This is a genomic window from Micromonospora sp. NPDC049529 (genome assembly GCF_055586685.1).
This window is the reverse complement of record NZ_JBVJHT010000001.1, coordinates 398711-416863: the sequence shown is the minus strand read 5'-3', so window position 1 is coordinate 416863 and position 18153 is coordinate 398711. Positions and strand designations below refer to the sequence as shown.

General features: G+C 70.1%; 15 protein-coding genes. 6 read left to right on the top strand and 9 right to left on the bottom strand.

The genetic code is table 11. The annotated features are described in order from the left end of the window. Positions 1-2 precede the first annotated feature (2 nt). From ACZ6QQ_RS01940 to purS, 4 genes are read right to left on the bottom strand one after another with little or no spacing between them, the layout of a single operon-like run. Positions 3-770, bottom strand: coding sequence for a 2-phosphosulfolactate phosphatase (locus ACZ6QQ_RS01940; protein WP_465873519.1), 768 nt, complete (start codon positions 768-770; stop codon positions 3-5). Continuing rightward, positions 763-3492 (bottom strand): phosphoribosylformylglycinamidine synthase subunit PurL, encoded by a 2730-nt coding sequence (purL, locus tag ACZ6QQ_RS01935; RefSeq protein WP_465873517.1) that lies wholly within the window; start codon positions 3490-3492, stop codon positions 763-765. Before purL ends, ACZ6QQ_RS01940 begins: the two co-directional genes overlap by 8 nt. Continuing rightward, positions 3489-4172, bottom strand: a complete 684-nt coding sequence (gene purQ / locus ACZ6QQ_RS01930) for a phosphoribosylformylglycinamidine synthase subunit PurQ (RefSeq protein WP_465873515.1) — start codon at positions 4170-4172, stop codon at positions 3489-3491. Before purQ ends, purL begins: the two co-directional genes overlap by 4 nt. Further along, entirely contained in the window at positions 4169-4423 is a 255-nt protein-coding gene (purS, locus tag ACZ6QQ_RS01925) for a phosphoribosylformylglycinamidine synthase subunit PurS (protein WP_329105341.1), read from the bottom strand. The genes purQ and purS overlap by 4 nt, the downstream gene beginning before the upstream one ends. 409 nt (positions 4424-4832) lie before the next feature. Here purS and ACZ6QQ_RS01920 point away from each other — a divergent pair, with 409 nt between their 5' ends. Further along, entirely contained in the window at positions 4833-5513 is a 681-nt protein-coding gene (locus tag ACZ6QQ_RS01920; protein WP_465873513.1) for a S1 family peptidase, read from the top strand. A gap of 252 nt (positions 5514-5765) precedes the next feature. Beyond that, on the top strand, positions 5766-6230 hold the full coding sequence (locus tag ACZ6QQ_RS01915; RefSeq protein WP_465873511.1) for a YbjQ family protein: 465 nt from the start codon (positions 5766-5768) through the stop codon (positions 6228-6230). 48 nt (positions 6231-6278) lie between these two features. Here ACZ6QQ_RS01915 and purB read toward each other — a convergent pair whose 3' ends face one another. From purB to ACZ6QQ_RS01900, 3 genes are all read right to left on the bottom strand, one after another. Beyond that, positions 6279-7724, bottom strand: a complete 1446-nt coding sequence (gene purB / locus ACZ6QQ_RS01910; RefSeq protein WP_465873509.1) for an adenylosuccinate lyase — start codon at positions 7722-7724, stop codon at positions 6279-6281. A gap of 133 nt (positions 7725-7857) precedes the next feature. Continuing rightward, positions 7858-9789 carry a molecular chaperone HtpG gene (htpG, locus tag ACZ6QQ_RS01905; RefSeq protein WP_465873507.1) on the bottom strand — a complete coding sequence of 644 codons (1932 nt, stop codon included), beginning with the start codon at positions 9787-9789 and terminating at the stop codon, positions 7858-7860. Between the two features lie 88 nt (positions 9790-9877). Continuing rightward, complete coding sequence (locus tag ACZ6QQ_RS01900; protein ID WP_465873505.1) at positions 9878-11149, bottom strand: MFS transporter; 1272 nt, start codon at positions 11147-11149, stop codon at positions 9878-9880. 186 nt (positions 11150-11335) lie between these two features. On the opposite strand from ACZ6QQ_RS01900, the gene ACZ6QQ_RS01895 reads away from it, so the two are divergent. After that, on the top strand, positions 11336-12205 hold the full coding sequence (locus ACZ6QQ_RS01895) for an aldo/keto reductase (protein ID WP_465873503.1): 870 nt from the start codon (positions 11336-11338) through the stop codon (positions 12203-12205). An 88-nt stretch (positions 12206-12293) separates the two neighbouring features. On the opposite strand, the gene ACZ6QQ_RS01890 is transcribed toward ACZ6QQ_RS01895, so the two are convergent. Next, positions 12294-13619 (bottom strand): acetyl-CoA C-acetyltransferase, encoded by a 1326-nt coding sequence (locus ACZ6QQ_RS01890; RefSeq protein ID WP_465873501.1) that lies wholly within the window; start codon positions 13617-13619, stop codon positions 12294-12296. Positions 13620-13676: 57 nt separating this feature from the next. On the opposite strand from ACZ6QQ_RS01890, the gene ACZ6QQ_RS01885 reads away from it, so the two are divergent. The 3 genes from ACZ6QQ_RS01885 (at position 13677) to ACZ6QQ_RS01875 (ending at position 17437) form a co-directional block, all read left to right on the top strand. Beyond that, positions 13677-15191, top strand: a complete 1515-nt coding sequence (locus ACZ6QQ_RS01885; RefSeq protein WP_465873499.1) for a 3-oxoacyl-ACP reductase — start codon at positions 13677-13679, stop codon at positions 15189-15191. After that, complete coding sequence (locus tag ACZ6QQ_RS01880) at positions 15188-16102, top strand: MaoC/PaaZ C-terminal domain-containing protein (protein WP_465873497.1); 915 nt, start codon at positions 15188-15190, stop codon at positions 16100-16102. Before ACZ6QQ_RS01885 ends, ACZ6QQ_RS01880 begins: the two co-directional genes overlap by 4 nt. Before the next feature lie 111 nt (positions 16103-16213). Then, positions 16214-17437, top strand: coding sequence for an acyltransferase family protein (locus ACZ6QQ_RS01875; protein ID WP_465873495.1), 1224 nt, complete (start codon positions 16214-16216; stop codon positions 17435-17437). Here ACZ6QQ_RS01875 and ACZ6QQ_RS01870 read toward each other — a convergent pair. Continuing rightward, positions 17434-18090, bottom strand: coding sequence for a TetR/AcrR family transcriptional regulator (locus tag ACZ6QQ_RS01870; RefSeq protein WP_465873494.1), 657 nt, complete (start codon positions 18088-18090; stop codon positions 17434-17436). The two genes, ACZ6QQ_RS01875 and ACZ6QQ_RS01870, sit on opposite strands and share 4 nt — an antisense overlap. Positions 18091-18153: the final 63 nt, after the last annotated feature.

Below are 18153 nucleotides of genomic sequence, written 5' to 3'. Positions count from 1 at the left end.
GTTCAGGCGGCAGCGAAGACTCCGTCGCGCAGCAGCGGCACCACGTTGGAGACCCCGAACTCGACGGCGATCTCCACGTCCTCGGCGAAGCCCCGGTAGATCAGTTCCCGGCCGGAGACACAGCCCCGGATCGCCGCCGGCAGGTCGGGCACCCCCGTCAACGCCGCCAGCGCCACCGCGGCCTCCACCGACAGTCCACCCGCGACGGTGGCCAGTCCATCGAGGACGGCGGACGCGCCGAGATGATCCTCCACACCGGGGCGTACGGTGCCGTCCGGCCAACGCTCACCGGCGGCGATCACCCCGATCGGCGCCTGCACGGTGCCGTACCCCTCGTTGACCAGCCAGCGCGCGACGGCGGGCGCGTTACGGAGGCAGGCCGCGACCACCGGCATCCCGGTGGCGCTGGCGGCGGCGCAGATCGCCGAACCGTTCGGAGAGGGCAGTACGAGATCCGGTACGACGGGTGCGGTACGCAACGCGGCCGGCGACAACGACCACGGCTGTTCCGGGGTCACCGCGCCGCGTCCGACCGCCGCGACCGCGCCGACCCGGCGGGCGTACTCGGCTGCCTGGGCGCCCCACGGGAACGGGTGCACCCGGATCCCCCGGCTGACCGCGACCTCCACCGACGTGGTGAAGGAGAGGACGTCGACCACGACCAGGGCGGCACAGACCCGGCCGAGTTCGGCGGCACCGCCCAGCCCCCAGTCGAACCGGGCCCCGGATCCTGGTTGGGCGTAGACGGTGCCGACCAACGCCTCAGTCACCCGTGCCGGAGGCCGGGGCCTCCGTCGCGGGCTCCTCTGCGATTGCCTGCTGCTGCGCCACCGGCGCCTCGTCGATCGGTGCCTCGTCGGCCGCCGGTGCCTCGTCCGAGGCGGCGGACTCGTCCGTGACGACCGTCACCGCTGCGACCGTCGCCGCTGCGGCGACCGGTTCGGTGCCGGCGACCGGTTCGGTGCCGGCGACCGGTGCCACCGGGACCTCCGACACCGCTGCGGCGGCGTCACCAAAGAACCGGGGCAGGGTCGACTCGAAGGCCGTCCGCAGCTCGTCCAGACCGATGGTGAACTGGCCGCGTACGTCCAGGGCCCCACCGGCCGGGTCGGTGACGCCGAGCGCGGTCACCGGCACCCCGAGGTCGTCGCAGAGCGCCATGAAGGCCTTGTCCTGGCCGCGCGGCACGGTCACCAGCGCCCGACCGGCCGACTCGCTGAACAGGTAGACGAACGGCATCGAACCGGTGCCGAACTCGTCCGGCAGCGCGATCTTGGCACCGACGCCACGGCGCAGGCTGGACTCGACCAGCGCCTGGGCCAGGCCACCGTCGGACAGGTCGTGCGCCGAGGTCAGGTGACCCAGCCGGGACGCCTCCGCGATCAGCTCGGCCAGGGCCCGCTCGCGGCCGAGGTCGACCCGGGGCGGCACGCCGCCGAGGTGCTCGTGGGTGACCCAGGCCCACTCGGAGCCGGACAGCTCCAGCCGGGTCTCGCCGAGCAGGAACACCACGTCGTGGTCGCCGCCGGCCTTGGCGGCGAAGCCCATCGGCACCCGCTGCGCCACGTCGTCGAGCAGGCCGAGCACCCCGACCACCGGGGTCGGGTGGATCGCCGCCGCGCCGGTCTGGTTGTAGAAGCTGACGTTGCCGCCGGTGACCGGGATGCCGAGTTCGGCGCAGCCGTCGGCGAGACCGCGTACCGCCTCGGCGAACTGCCACATCACGCTCGGGTCCTCGGGGGAGCCGAAGTTGAGGCAGTCGGTGACGGCGACCGGCTTGGCACCGGTGACGGCGACGTTCCGGTACGACTCGGCCAGCGCCAGCTTCGCCCCGTTGTACGGGTCGAGGCGGGCGTACCGGCCGTTGCCGTCGACGGAGAGCGCGACACCGAGGCCGGTCTCCTCGTCCACCCGGATCACACCGGAGTCCTCCGGCTGGGCCAGCACCGTGTTGCCGAGGACGTAGCGGTCGTACTGCTCGGTGACCCAGGACTTGTCGGTGAGGTTCGGCGACGCGATCATGCGCAGCACGGTCTCCCGGAGCGCCTCCGGCGTCGACGGGCGGGGCAGCGTCTCGGCCCGGTCGGCCTGGAGCAGGATCAGGTCGGCCGGCTCGCGCATCGGCCGGGCGTAGACCGGGCCGTCGTCGACCAGCGAACCCGGCGGCACGTCGACCACCGTGTGGTCCCGCCAGGTGATCAGGAGCCGTCCCGGCTCCCCGTCGGCCTGGGCCGGGGTGACCTCGCCGATGGCGGTGGCGATGACGCCCCACTTCTCGGCCGTCTTGAGCACCGCTTCGAGCTGTTCCGGGGTGACGACCAGGAGCATCCGCTCCTGCGACTCGCTGGCCAGGATCTCGTGCGGGGTCATCGAGGGCTCGCGCAGCGGCACCCGCTCCAGCCAGACCCGCATACCGGTGCCGGCCGCGGCGGCGGTCTCGGTCAGCGCGCAGGTGAGACCGGCGCCGCCGAGGTCCTGGATGCCGACGACGAGTTGGGCGTCGTACAGCTCCAGGCAGGCTTCGATCAGCAGCTTCTCGGTGAACGGGTCGCCGACCTGGACCGCCGGGCGACGCTGCTCGCTGCCCTCGTCGAAGGTGGCACTGGCGAGTACGGAAACCCCGCCGATGCCGTCCCGGCCGGTCTTGGCGCCCATCAGCACGACGATGTTGCCCGGTCCGGCGGCGGCCTTGTTCTGCAACCGGTCGACCGGCAGTACGCCGAGAGACAGGGCGTTGACCAGCGGGTTCCCCTGGTAGGAGGGGTCGAAGACGATCTCGCCGCCGATGTTCGGCAGGCCGAGGCAGTTGCCGTACCCGCCGACGCCGGCCACCACGCCGGGCAGTACGCGGGCGGTGTCGGGGTGGTCGACGGCGCCGAAACGCAGCGAGTCCATCACCGCGATCGGGCGTGCACCCATGGCGAGGATGTCCCGGACGATGCCGCCGACACCGGTCGCCGCGCCCTGGTAGGGCTCGACGTAGCTGGGGTGGTTGTGCGACTCGACCTTGAAGGTGACGGCGAGCTTGTCCGAGATCTGGATCACGCCCGCGTTCTCACCGATGCCGGCGAGCATCCGGTCGCTCGGCGGCGCCTTCTCGCCGAACTGGCGCAGGTGCACCTTGCTCGACTTGTACGAGCAGTGCTCGCTCCACATGATCGAGTACATGGCCAGCTCGGCCTGGGTCGGCCGGCGGTCGAGGATCTGCCGGATCCGGTCGTACTCGTCGTCGCGCAGGCCCAGCTCGGGGTAGGGCTGCAACTCGTCCGGGGTGTCGACGGCCCGCTCGACGGTGTCGAGGTCGTCCGGGTAGGCGCTCGGGGCGGCGTGCGCCCCGGTGGCCTGGGCCGGCGGGAATGTCCCGGCTGGGCCGGACGGGGCCTCGTCGGCCGGGGTCTGCGCGGCGGACTCGGCCGCACCGGGCGTGGGCTGGTCGGCCGGCGGGGTCACCCCACCGACCTCGCTCGACGCCGTGTCGGGCTGGGTGGTCATGCCGGCACTCCCGCGAGGTGCTTGAGGACTGAGGTGAAGAAGCCGAGACCGTCGAGCGACGGGCCGGTGAGCGCCTCCACGGCGTGCTCGGGGTGCGGCATGATGCCGACCACGTTGCCCGCCTCGTTGGTGATCGCGGCGATGTCGCGCTCCGAGCCGTTCGGGTTGCCGCGCTGGTAGCGGGCGACCACCCGGCCCTCGGCCTCTAGCTGGTCGAGGACGTGACGGTCGGCGACGTACCGGCCCTCACCGTTCTTGACCGGGATGAGCACGTCCTGCTCGGGCTGGAAGGTGTTGGTCCAGGCGGTCTTGACCGTCTCGATCCGCAGCCACTGGTCCCGGTTGCGGAAGTGCAGGTGCTTGTTGCGGGTCAGCGCGCCGGGCAGCAGGTGCGCCTCGCAGAGGATCTGGAAGCCGTTGCAGATGCCGAGCACCGGCATCCCCTCGCGGGCGGCGTCGATCAGCGATCCCATCACCGGGGCGAACCGGGCGATCGCGCCGCAGCGCAGGTAGTCGCCGTAGGAGAAGCCGCCGGGCAGCACCACGGCGTCGACCTGGTGCAGGTCGGGGTCGTCGTGCCAGAGCCGGACCACGTCCGCCCCGGCGATGCGCGCCGCGCGGGCCGCATCGCCGTCATCCAGTGACCCGGGGAAGGTCACCACACCGATCCGGGCCGTCACCGATGTTCATCCTCGGCATCGGCCAGCCGGATCGAGAAGTCCTCGATCACGGGGTTGGCCAGCAGCTTGTCCGCGATCTCCCGAGCCCGATCAAGGTCGGGCTCACCGGCGAACTCGATCTCGATGCGCCGACCGATGCGCACCGAGGAGACATCGCCGACGCCCAGGCGAGGCAGCGCGTTTGCGACGGCCTGGCCCTGAGGATCGAGAATCTCCGGCTTGAGCATGACGTCGACGACGACGCGAGGCACTGGGCACTCCTGACTGTGTACGCAGTTGGGTGCCGGCCCATAGGGGCGAGCGGGGCAAGCCTACCTGGCAGAGCGCTCGCCCGACGCACCGGCCGCCCTGTGGACAACCCTGTGGAAAATCGCACACCCGCCGCCCACCGGCATGATCGCGGCGGCGTGGCCGGGGCGCCGGGGGCGTACCGGTGGTGATCTTCCCCGACCCCGACGGTCCCGGCGGCGGGATCATATCGGGCAGGTTCGATTTGACTCTTGTGGATGTACGACGAACCTCCTAGCGTGTGGCGTCGAACGTCTGGTTCGTCACGCCAAACGTTTGATCTTCCCATCCGTACGGCGGACACCCAACCGCCGTCGGTGGCTCAGCCCGACCCGGACACCCCGGGTGCCACCCCCCGGAAGGAGCCCCTGCATGCGCATCCGCCTCACCCTGGTGACGGTCGCCACCGCACTCGTCGGTGCCTTCGTCGCCCCCTCCGCCGCCGCCGCGACCGAGGTCACCCCGCTGATCATCGGCGGTGGCACGGTCTCGTCCGCCCCCTGGGCCGCCGCCGTCTTCAGCAACGGCTCGTTCACCTGCTCCGGCACCATCATCGCGTCCCGCTGGGTGCTCACCGCCCGGCACTGCGTCAGCGGCACGATGTCGGTTCGGGTCGGGAGCGTCAACCGGACCTCCGGCGGCGTCACCAGCGGCGTGTCGTCGTACTCCAGCCGCTACGACCTGGCCCTGCTCCAGCTCTCGACCGCGATCAACACCTCGTACGTGACGCTGTCCAGCGCCTACCCGCCGGTCAACTCCACGAACTCGATCTACGGCTGGGGCATGACCTGCTACGAGGGCTGCGGCGCCTCGACCACGCTCAAGACCGCCAACGTCCGGGTCACCAGCACCAACGTGACCGACGCGTACGGCGGCCGGGCGATCCGCAGCACCCGGATCAACGGCAACGCCTGGCGCGGTGACTCCGGCGGGCCGGAGTTCTACAACGGCGCCCAGGTCGGCGTCGCCTCCACCGCCGACGGCGTCAACATCCAGAACTACGGCAGCGTGGCGTACAACCGGGCCTGGATCACCTCGGTGGCCGGGGTCTAGTCCTCCTCAGGGGTACGGCGCGGACGTTCCGGATCACCCCGGCCGTCCGCGCCGCACTGTTTCAGCGCTCCCAGCAGCGTTCGCGCCGGTCGCGACGAACGGGTACGACGAGGCGCGTTGCACGTCCGACACGAGGTAACGGGCCGTTGCGGGCTCCGCACGCCGTTCTACCGGCGCGCGCGGTTTTGCAGCATGAGCCGACGTGAACACACCTCACAATTGCCGTCACCCCGGCTCTGCCAGCATCAACACGTGCTGGTCGTGACGACGGATGTCCTTCCCGGGTACGAGATCCGCGCAGTCCTCGGCGAAGTAGTGTCATCGATGGCCCGAACCCGTAACCCGTACCGCGAAGGGGTGAAGAACCTCCGCGGTGGGGCGTACGACCCGAAAGCGCCGGAGAACCTCACCCGGTGGCGGACGGAGGCGGTGGCCAATCTGGGCGAAGAAGCCCGCCGGCTCGGCGCCAACGCCGTGATCGGCATGCGTTTCGACCATCGCGAGGTGGGCGAGATGTGGATGGAACTCTGCGCGTACGGCACGGCCGTGGTGATCCGCGAACAACCGCGTACGCCGCTGCCGGACGAGCCGCTGCTCGCGGCCAACCTGGCCCACAGCGCCGAGATCCTGCCCGATCCGATCGGAGTCTCGGAGCCGCCAAGCGCGCCCGACCTGCGCAGCGCGGCAGAGACCCCGACCCCGACTCCGGAAACCTGAACCGCTGGCCGGTACTGGTCCAGCTGTCTGGACCAGTACCGGATCGGTCTAGAGGATCGGGGCGGGCTCGTACCCTGCCGCCTCCGGGTGCGCCGCGACGACCTGGGCCACCCGGTCGGCGACCGCCCGTACCTGGGCCGATGCCGCACCGGCGAAAGCCGCCCGGTCCGCGACCAGCGCGTCGATCTCGGCCCGGCTCAGTCCGAGCCGGCCGTCGGTGGCGAGCCGGTCGAAGAGGTCGTTCTCGGTCGTGCCCTTCTCCCGCATAGCCAGCGCGACCGCGACCGCGTGCTCCTTGATCACCTCGTGCGCCACCTCCCGGCCCACACCCCGGCGGACCGCGGCCACCAGGAGTTTCGTGGTCGCCAGGAACGGCAGGTAGCGGTCCAGCTCACGGGCGATCACCGCCGGGTACGCGCCGAACTCGTCGAGCACGGTGAGGAAGGTCTGGAACAGGCCGTCGGCGGCGAAGAACGCGTCCGGCAGCGCCACCCGGCGGACCACCGAGCAGGAGACGTCGCCCTCGTTCCACTGGTCGCCGGCCAGCTCGCCGACCATGGACAGGTAACCCCGGATGATCACGGCGAGTCCGTTGACCCGCTCGCTGGACCGGGTGTTCATCTTGTGCGGCATCGCGCTGGACCCGACCTGGCCGGGGCGGAAGCCCTCGGTGACCAGTTCCTGGCCGACCATCAGCCGGATCGTGGTCGCCAGCGACGAGGGTGCCGCCGCGGTCTGGGCCAGCGCGGCGATCACGTCGAAGTCGAGGGAGCGCGGGTAGACCTGGCCGACGCTGGCCAGCACCCGGCTGAAGCCGAGGTGCCCGGCGACCCGCCGTTCCAACTCGGCCAGCCGCTCGTCGTCGCCGTCGAAGAGGTCGAGCTGGTCGGCGGCGGTGCCGACCGGTCCCTTGATGCCCCGCAGCGGGTACCGGTCGATCAGGTCGGTGAGCCGCTCGTACGCGATCAGCAGTTCCTCGGCTGCCGACGCGAACCGCTTGCCCAGCGTGGTCGCCTGCGCCGCCACGTTGTGTGAACGGCCGGTCATCACCAGGTCGGAGTGCTCGACCGCGAGCCGGGCGAGTCGGGCGAGGGTGGCGACCACCCGGTCCCGGATCAGCTCCAGGGAGGCCCGGATCTGCAACTGCTCGACATTTTCGGTCAGATCCCGGGAGGTCATGCCCTTGTGCACGTGCTCGTAGCCGGCGAGCGCGCTGAACTCCTCGATCCGCGCCTTGACGTCGTGCCGGGTGATTCGCTCACGGGCGGCGATCGACTCCAGGTCGACCTGATCGAGCACCCGCTCGTACGCCTCGACCACGCCATCCGGCAGCGCCACGCCAAGATCCCGCTGGGCCCGGAGTACGGCGAGCCAGAGCCGCCGTTCCATCCGGATCTTCTCCTCCGGCGACCAGAGCCGCACCAGCTCGATTGAGGCGTACCGCCCCGCAAGAACGTTGGGAACCCGGGGCCGATCCTGGCTGCTCTCCGTCACGCCCCCATCCTCCCGCACCCACCCCCACCTCCCGTCCCCACCCCGCCGCCCCTCGGTCGATCATGAAGTTAGCGCGGATCCCGGGCTCGGAAATCCGCGCTAACTTCATGATCAACGCCCTTATCGGGTGGGGTTAGAGGGTGCGGGATAGGCGGTCGGAGAGGAGGCGGGCGAAGCGGGCGGGGTCGGGGAGTTCGCCGCCCTCGGCCAGCAGGGCGGTGCCGTAGAGGAGTTCGGCGGTCTCGGCGATCGCCGGGTCCTCGGGGCGCTGCTCGTGGGCCTTGCGCAGGCCGGTGACCAGCGGGTGCGTCGGGTTCAGCTCCAGGACCCGCTTGATCTGCGGCAACTCCTGGCCCATGGCGCGGTACATCCGCTCCAGGGTCGGGGTCATGTCCTGGGCGTCACCGACCAGGATCGCCGGGGAGGTGGTGAGGCGGGACGAGAGGCGTACCTCCTTCACCTGCTCGGCGAGCTGCGTCGACAGCCAGGTGAGCAGGGCGGCATATTCCTCCTTCTGCTGCTCGCGCTCGGGCTCGTCGGCCTTGTTCTCCTGCTCCGCGTCGAGATCCACCTGCCCCTTGGCGATCGACCGCAACTGCTTGCCGTCGAAGTCCCGGACCGCCTCGACCCACATCTCGTCGACCGGGTCCGTGAGCAGCAGCACCTCGTAGCCCTTGGCGTGGAACGCCTCCATGTGCGGCGAGTTCTCAATCATCTTCCGGGACTCGCCGGTCATGTAGTAGATGTCCGACTGTCCCTCCTTCATCCGCTCGACGTACTGCTGGAGCGTGACCAGCTGCTCCGGATCCTGGGTCGAGGCGAAGGAGGAGATGTCGAGGATCGCGCGCTGGTTCTCGAAGTCGTTGAGCAGGCCCTCCTTGACCGCCCGACCGAACTCCCGCCAGAAGGTGGCGTACTTGTCGGCGTCCTGGGTCATCAGGTCCTTGACCGTCGAGAGCACCTTCTTGACCAGGCGACGACGCATGAGCTGGATCTGGCGGTCCTGCTGGAGGATCTCCCGCGAGATGTTGAGCGAGAGGTCGTGCGCGTCGACCACGCCCTTGACGAAACGCAGGTACTCCGGCATCAGCGCCTGGCAGTCGTCCATGATGAAGACGCGCTTGACGTAGAGCTGGATGCCGAGCTTGGCGTCGCGGGTGAACAGGTCGAACGGCGCCTGCGACGGGATGAAGAGCAGCGCCTCGTACTCGAAGGTGCCCTCGCCCTTCATCCGGATGATTTCGAGCGGGTCGTTCCAGTCCCGGCTGACGTGCCGGTAGAACTCGTTGTACTCGTCGTCGCCGACCTCGTTGCGTGGCCGGGCCCAGAGCGCCTTCATCGAGTTGAGGGTCTTGACCTCGTGCTTCGGGGCCTCGTCACCCTCGCCGTCGCCGTCGGTGGCCGGGCGCTCGACCTGCATCCGGATCGGCCAGGCGATGAAGTCGGAGTAGCGCTTGACCAGCTCCCTGATCTTCCATTCGCCGGTGTAGTCGAAGAGCTGGTCCTCCTCGTCCTCCGGCTTGAGGTGCACGGTGACGGCCGTACCCTGCGGTGCGTCGGCGACCGGCTCGATCGTGTACGTCCCGGCGCCGTCGGACTCCCAACGGGTGCCGTTCTCCTCGCCCACCCGACGGCTGACCAGCGAAACCTTGTCGGCCACCATGAAGGTGGAGTAGAAACCGACGCCGAACTGGCCGATCAGGTCCTGTGAGGCCGCCGCGTCCTTCGACTCCTTGAGCTGCCGCAGCAGTTCGGCGGTGCCGGACTTCGCGATCGTGCCGATGAGCCCGACGACCTCGTCCCGCGACATGCCGATGCCGTTGTCCCGTACGGTCAGCGTGCGCTGTTCCCGGTCGACCTCGATCTCGATGTGCAGGTCGGACGTGTCGACCTGCAACTCCTTGTCGACCAGCGACTCCAGCCTCAGCTTGTCCAGTGCGTCGGAGGCGTTGGAGATCAGCTCGCGCAGGAAGATGTCCTTGTTCGAATAGATCGAGTGGATCATCAACTGCAAGAGTTGGCGCGCCTCGGCCTGGAACTCAAGCGTTTCGACCCCGGTGCTCATGGAACCCCTTTCCGACTGTCGGACCATCCTGACGGATCGTACGACCCCGGTCACGATCTCCACTGTCGGCCGCCGGACGCCGGCCCGGTCAGCCGGCCGTGACGGTGGCGGGGTGCGCCGGTTCCGGCGTGACCGGTTCGGTCGGCGGCCGGCTGGGCAGGTGGCGTACGTCCCGACTGGCGAGCATGCCGAGCACCGAGAGTGTGATCAGCCCGGCGGCGATCAGCAGGGTCGGTGCGTTGCCGAGGGCGAGCGCCACCGGCCCGATCGCGATCTGGCCGAGCGGGATCGCCAGGAAGGAACCGAGCGCGTCGTACGAGTAGACGCGGGCGAGCCGGTCGGCCGGCACGTACCGCTGGACCGAGGTCTCCCAGGCGACGCCGAACTGTTCCAACGCCAGGCCACCGATGAACGCGGTCAGCAGCAGGAGCCCGAAAACCGGTGCCACCGCGAGCACGACCAGCAGCAACGCCGGCCCGACCATGCAGGCCACGCCGAGCAGCAGCAGCCGGCGAACCCGCAGCCGCAGGGCGATCAGTGCCCCGGCCACCAGGCCCAGGGTCTGCGCCGCCAGCACCAGCCCCCACGCCTTGCGCCCGATCGTCTCGTCGGCGACGGCCGGACCGAGCACGCCGATCCCGCTGCTCAGCGCGGCGTTGAGCACCATGAAGCCGAGCACCACCACCCAGACCCAGGTACGCGAGGCGAACTCCGTCCAGCCCTCCCGCAGCTCGGTCCAGGTGCTGCGTCGAGCCTGGCGCCGGTCCCGCACCCCGGCCACCCGTACGCCGGCGAAGGCGAGCCCGGCCAGCGCGAACGTGAACGCGTCGACGGCGATGCCCCACCCCGGACCGACGGTGGCGACCAGGATCCCGCCGGCGGAGGCGCCACCGATCGAGCCGATGTTGACGCCGAGCCGGCTGAGCGCGTTCGCCGACTGCAGCAGTTCCGCCGGCACGGTCTGCGGCATCAGGGCGGCGGCGGCCGGGAACGCGAAGGCGCTCACCGTGCCGTTGACCGCGCTGAGTACGAGCAGCAGCGGGATCGTCGCGTGTCCGCTCAGCACGAGCGCGGCGACGGCCGCCTGGGTGAGGGCGGCGAGCGTGCAGGAGGCGACCATCACCGCCTGCCGGGGCAGCCGGTCGGCGATCACCCCACCGAAGAGCAGGAAGATCACGTTGGCCAGCGACCGGGCGCCGACCACCAGGCCGAGGTCACGGACCGACCCGGTCAGATCGAGTACGGCGAAGGCGAGCGCGGTCGGCGCCACCGAGTTGCCGAGTACGTTGACGAACCGCCCGACGGCGAGGTAGCGGAAAGCACGGTGACGCAGTGGCGCGAGGGCAGCCGTGCTCGACATCGCCACGCTCCTTCCTGCTCGGGAATGATCGACCAGGCTCTGATCGTTTCGACCGGGGGATGACCGCACCAGGCAACCAGGTCGGGCCGCCTTGATCAACCGAGGGGTGGTCGGCCCGTCCCACCCGACCTAAGCTGAACTTTCGTCCAGCTTGATCGACCGAATCCAATCGAACGGGAGTCTCAGATGACCGACACACCCGTCACCGCAGCACCCAGCGGCACGTTCCTGCTCGGCGGAGACCTGCCGGTGACCCGGCTCGGATTCGGTTCGATGCAGCTCACCGGCGAGGGCGTGTGGGGCGATCCGCGCGACCCCGACGAGGCCGTACGCGTCCTGCGCCGCTCGATCGAGCTGGGCGTCGATTTCATCGACACCGCCGACTCGTACGGCCCGTTCGTCGCCGAACTGCTGATCAAGAAGGCGCTCCACCCGTACCCGGAGAGTCTGGTCATCGCGACCAAGGCCGGCTTCACCCGCCAGGGTCCGGCACAGTGGACGCCACTTGGTCGTCCGGAATACCTGCGCCAGCAGGCGGAACTGAGCCTGCGCCACCTCGGGGTGGAGCGGATCGACCTGTTCCAGTTGCACCGGATCGACCCGAAGGTGCCGCTGGCCGACCAGATCGGCGAGCTGAAGGCACTCCAGGACGAGGGCAAGATCCGGCACATCGGGCTGAGCGAGGTCTCGGTCGCCGATGTCGAGGCCGCGTCGAAGTTCGCCGACATCGTCTCGGTGCAGAACCTCTACAACGTCGCCAACCGGTCCGCCGAGGCCCTGCTCGACTACTCGACCGAGCACGGCATCGGCTTCATCCCGTGGTTCCCGCTGGCCAACGGCCCGCTCGCCCGTGACGGAGGCCCGCTGGCCCGGATCGCCCGTGACCACGGGGCCACCCCGGCCCAGCTCGCGCTCGCCTGGCTGCTCAAGCGGTCACCGGTGATGCTTCCCATCCCCGGCACCTCGTCCATCGCCCACCTGGAACAAAACATCGGCGCCGCCACCATCAAACTGACCGACCTCGAATACGAAACCCTCTCCCAAGCCGCCAACTAACGTGGTTGATCATGAAGTTAGCGCGCCCTCAACAGCCGAACCCTGTCGCTAACTTCATGATCAACCTCCGTTTCCTACCGTGGGCGGGTCAGCGTTCGAGGATGGCTGCCACGCCTTGGCCGCCGGAGGCGCAGATGGAGATGAGGCCTCGGCGGGGGCGGGCGGAGGGGGAGGCGCCGGCGGGGTCGCGGGCGTCTTCGTGCAGGAGTTTGGCGAGGGTGGCGACGATCCGGCCGCCGGTGGCGGCGAAGGGGTGGCCGGCAGCGAGCGAGGAGCCGTTGACGTTCAGTTTCGTCCGGTCGATGGTGCCCAGTGGACCGTCGAGGCCGAGACGCTCCTTGCAGAAGTCGGCCGACTCCCAGGCGGCGAGGGTGGCCAGCACCTGCGACGCGAACGCCTCGTGGATCTCGTAGTAGTCGAAGTCGGTCAGGCTCAGCTTGGCCCGCGCCAGCATCCGGGGCACCGCGTACGCGGGGGCCATCAACAGCCCCTCGTCACCGTGGACGAAGTCGACCGCGGCCACCTCGGAGAAGGTCAGGTACGCCAGCACCGGCAGATGATGGGCGGCGGCCCACTCCTCGGAGGCGAGCAGCACGGTCGACGCGCCGTCGGTGAGCGGTGACGAGTTGCCGGCTGTCATGGTGGCGCCCGCCCGACCGGGACCCCTGGTGCCGAAGACCGGTGCCAGCGCGCCGAGTTTCTCCATCGAGGTGTCCGGCCGCAGGTTCGCGTCCCTGGTCAGCCCGAGATAGGGAGTCACCAGGTCGTCGAAGAAACCGCGCTCGTACGCGGCGGCGAGCCGCCGGTGCGAGGCGAGCGCGAGCGCGTCCTGGGCCTGCCGGCCGATGCCCCAGCGCAGGGCGGTGACCGCCGCATGGTCGCCCATCGACAGCCCGGTACGCGGTTCGGCGTTGCGCGGCGTCTCGGGCAGGAACGGTTGGTGCGGGCGGAGCCGGGCCGCCGCGCGCAACCGGGCGAGCGGCGTACGGGCGGAGTTGAGTTTGAGCAGGGTGCGCCGGAACTCCTCGTTGACCGCGAGCGGGGCGTCGGAGGTGGTGTCGACGCCACCGGCGATGCCGACGTCGATCTGCCCGAGGGCGATCTTGTTGCCGACCAGGATGGTCGCCTCCAGCCCGGTGCCGCAGGCCTGCTGGATGTCGTACGCCGGGGTGCGCGGGTCGAGCCGGGAACCGAGCACCACCTCGCGGGTGAGGTTGAAGTCACGGGAGTGCTTGAGTACCGCCCCGGCCACCACCTCGCCGATCTGCTCCCCGGCCAGCCCGAACCGGGCCACCAGTCCGTTGAGCGCGGCGGTGAGCATGTCCTGGTTGGACGCGTCGGCATAGCGGCCGTTGGAACGGGCGAACGGGATGCGATTGCCCCCGAGCACCGCGACGCGACGTACGGTCTCCACGTTCCCGTCTCCTCGTTCAGGGCTTGCCTCAAACCTACTCACCAGTAGGCTACGCCTATGAGTGACAGGTACGCGAGCTTCGCGAACTCAGGCGCCGGCCGCGCCCTCGTCAAGCGACTCGGCCTGCCCGATCCGCCCAGACTGCGCCGATACCAGCCGGGCGATCCACTCGTACCGGGTCCGGTGCTGCTCGACGCCGCCCCCGGCGGCCGGCTGCGCGAACCCGTCGCCAAGCTGCTCACCGCCGCCGGTGTCGAACTCGCCGACCCGTCGACCACCACCATGCCGGCCAGCACCACGACAGCAACCAGCACCACGACAGCAACCAGCACCACGACAGCAACCAGCACCACGACAGCAACCAGCACCACGACAGCAACCAGCACCATGACACCGAACAGCACCATGACACCAACCAGCGGCACGACACCAGCGAGCAGCGGGGTCCGGCCTGCGGCGCTGGTCTACGACGCCACCGGGGTGACCGACTCCAGCACACTCCGGCCGCTCTACGACTTCTTCCACGCGCACGCCCGGTCGGTGCGACCGAGCGGGCGGGTGATCGTGCTCGGCACCCCGCCGGAGGTCTGCGCGGCCCCGCGCGAAGCCACCGCCCAACGCGCTCTCGAAGGACTGATCCGCAGCATCGGCAAGGAGTTCGGTCGGGGCATCACCGCCCAACTCGTCTACGTCGACCGGAACGCCGGGACCGCTATCGAGTCGACGCTGCGTTTCCTGCTCTCCGGCCGGTCCGCGTACGTCTCCGGGCAGGTCGTCCGGATCACCGAACCAGGCCCCGGTGACGGGGGCCATCGGGAACGGATCGACTGGGACCGGCCGCTCGTCGGCAAGGTCGCCCTGGTCACCGGTGCCGCGCGCGGAATCGGTACGGCGGTCGCCCGGGTGCTGGCCCGCGACGGCGCGCACGTGGTCGCGTTGGACGTACCGGCCGTCGGGGACCTGCTCGCCGAGGTGGCGAACGACATCCGGGGCAGCGCCGTACAACTGGATCTGACCGCGTCCGACGCGCCGGCCCGCCTCGCCGACCTGTTCGGCGACCGGCACGGCCGGGTCGACATCGTGGTGCACAACGCCGGCATCACCCGGGACCGGACCATCGCCCGGATGGACGCCGACGGTTGGGACCAGGTGCTGGCGGTGAACCTCTCCAGCCAGGAACGAATCAACGACCTGCTGCTCTACCGCGAACTGATTCCGGCCGGCGGGCGGATGGTCAGCGTCTCCTCGATCGCCGGCATCGCCGGCAACCGGGGCCAGACCAACTACGCCACCGCCAAGGCCGGCGTGATCGGGCTGGTGCAGTCGATGACCCCGGTCCTCGCCGAACGGGGCATCACCATCAACGCGGTCGCGCCGGGCTTCATCGAGACCCGGCTGACCGCGAGGATGCCGATCGGCCTGCGCGAGGCCGGCCGGCGACTGAACAGCATGGCGCAGGGCGGACTCCCGGTCGACGTCGCCGAGACGATCGCCTGGTTCGCCGCACCCACCTCCGCCGGTGTCACCGGCAACATCGTCCGCGTCTGCGGCCAGAGCCTGCTGGGGGCATGATGTCCAACCCGGATCGGGCGGAGAGGGTCGAGCTGAGCAGGGCTCCGGCCACCGGGGCGCTCTACCGGCGGGCGGTCACCGCACTGCTGCCCGGCCGCCGCCGGTCGACGTCGCCGCAGGCCAGGGCGGGGGCGGAGGGCGGACAGTCCGACGTCGAGGCGCCGCTGCCGCGTACCGAACTGCTGCTGTACGGGGTCGGCGTCGACCGGGGGCAGCTGGCCGCGTACGACAGGGTGTGCGGGTTCCGGCTCACCGACACGCTGCCGGCGACGTACCCGCACGTGCTGGCGTTTCCGCTGGCGATGCGGCTGATGACCGCCCCGGACTTCCCGTTCCCGCTGCTCGGGCTGGTGCACGTGGCGAACCGGATCACCCTGCACCGGCCGATCGACGCGGGCGAGTTGCTGGACCTGTCGGTGCGGACCGCCGACGCGCGCCCGCACCCGCGCGGCCGGCAGTTCGACGTGCTCACCACCGCGTCGGTGACCGGGGAGCCGGTCTGGCAGGAGGTGTCGACGTACCTGCGCCGGGAGCCGACCGCGACGGCGGACGAGCGGCACGAGCCCGGTGACCGCCCGGCGCCGCCGGCCGCCACCGGACAGTGGCGGGTCACCCCGTCGACGGGTACGGCCTACGCGCGCGTCTCCGGCGACCGGAACCCGATCCACACCTCCCGGTTCGGCGCCCGCCTGCTCGGTTTTCCGCGCCCGATCGCGCACGGCATGTGGAGCAAGGCCCGTTGCCTGGCGGCGTTGGAGGGGCGACTGCCGGACGCGTACACGGTTGAAGTGTCATTCAAACTGCCGATATTTCTCCCGGAAACGGTCGCCTTCAGCGCCACTCCCGCCTGGGATTTCGCCCTGCACGACGCCGATTCCGGCCGACCGCATCTGGTCGGAGCGATCCACTGAGGGGCAGCTCTGACGGATTTTTGAGGTTGTGGGATCCTGTCATGCCTCAAATCTCCTCCGCTAGGGCGGTCCTTGTTGATCTCGCTCGCACGGGGTGCTGCCCGACTGTCGATGTCGTCAGTGCCCCTGGCCCAGGCGTACGCCGGTCGCGCTAACAGTTTCGGCTTCCTCCGGCTGATGTTCGCGTTCGGTGTGGTGCTGACCCACACGGCCGCGCTCGGTTTCGGGCGTCCGTTCATGGGGGGAATCGACGCGGGAACCCTGACTGCGGGTTTTTTCGTGGTGTCCGGTTTTCTCATCACCCGCAGCGCCAGACGTAATTCGGTACCCCGCTTCCTCTGGCACCGCGCGATCCGGATCTGGCCCGGCCTGTGGGTCGGGCTCCTGTTCACGGCCCTGGTCGTCGCACCCCTGCTCTACCAGCAGCGGCACGGCACGCTCGACGGCCTGTGGCGTGGTCCGGGCGGTGTCCTCGACTACCTGCGGCAGAACTGGTGGGGCGGCCTGCGGCAGCTGAGCATCGCCGATCTGCTGCGCGGTGACACGCCGTACTGGCACTGGCAGGGCGGGACGACGCTCAACGGCTCGCTCTGGACCCTCGCGTACGAGATCTTCTGGTACCTGCTGGTTGCCGTCCTCTCCGTGCTCACCCTCCTGCGCCGGCAGCTGCGTTGGCTGCCGCTGCTGGCGTTGACCGTCGTGTTCGGTGTGCTCTGCTGGAACTACTACCAGCAGCTGACCGGTGGCCAGTCGACGATCTGGACCACCGGTGCCATCGGCCTGCTGCCGCCACTCGGCCTGCTCCAGAAGAGTTACCTGCTCTGGTTCGGGTTCATGTTCCTCGCCGGGTGGGTCGCCGAGCAGTACAGCGACCGGTTGCCGATCAACGACCTGCTCGGGGTGCTCTCGCTGGCGGCGATCGGCTGGTTCGTCCACGACGGGACGATCTTCGGCCCCGGCCTGCTCGCGTACGCGTACGCGATGATCTGGCTCGCGGTGCGGCTGCCGAAGGTCCTGCACCGGGTCGGCCAGACCAACGACTACTCGTACGGGGTGTACATCTACTCGTTCCTGGTACAGCAGCTGATGGCGAAGGCCGGGGTGCAGGCGATCGGTTTCGTCGGTTTCTTCGTGGCCAGTTGCCTGGTCAGTTTCGGAATCGCGGTGCTCTCCTGGCATCTGGTGCAGAAGCCGGCCCTGCGGCTCAAGGACTGGACACCGGCCGGGCTGCGCGAGCGGCCCGATGATCCGGCACCGCCGAGAGCCGACGACCCGGCACCGCCGGAAGCACCGGAGACCGGTCGGGTCCCGGCTGTCGTGCCAGTGGCCGGCTAGAGCTGGTCTGCGGCGGGCGGGCGCCAGACCTCGCCGAGGCGGAGTTCCCCGGCGCCGAGCCAGGTGGCGTTCATCAGCCGGGTGGCCAGCCGCTCGGGATCCTCGGTCGGGTTGTCGGTGAGCCAGTCGGCCAGCGACTCGGCGGCACCGACCAGCGCGTACGCCATCACCTCCAGGTCGGTGTCGCGGACCGGGCGGCGGTCGGCGGCCGGGGCGGGCAGGTTGCGGCGCAGCAGCGCGGCGACCACGTCGACCACCTGGGCGCGCATGGTGGCGATCTCGCCGGCGAACCGCTGCTCGCTGCGGGCCTGCCGGTAGAGCACCGCCCAGCCGTCCCGGTGCGCGCCGACGAAACCGAAGAAGGCCCGCAGGGCGCGCCAGAGCTGTTCGTCCGGTGGTAGTTCGGCCGCGACCGCGCTCACGATCGCCTCCATCATCCGGGTGCCCTCGCGGTGCAGGCAGGCGACGAAGAGGCTCTCCTTGGTGCCGAGGTAGGCGTAGACCATGGGTTTCGAGATGCCCGCATCCTCGGCGATGTCGTCCATGCTGGCGCTGTGGTACCCACGACGGGAGAAGACCTTCACGGCGGCGTCGAGCATCTGCTGCTCCCGGACGGCTCGGGGCAACCGCTTGAAATTGGGGATGCTCGACATCCTTGCGAGCATACCTACTCGCCCGTAAGGTTACGCTAGAGTAACCTGAATCTCTCCCGGAAG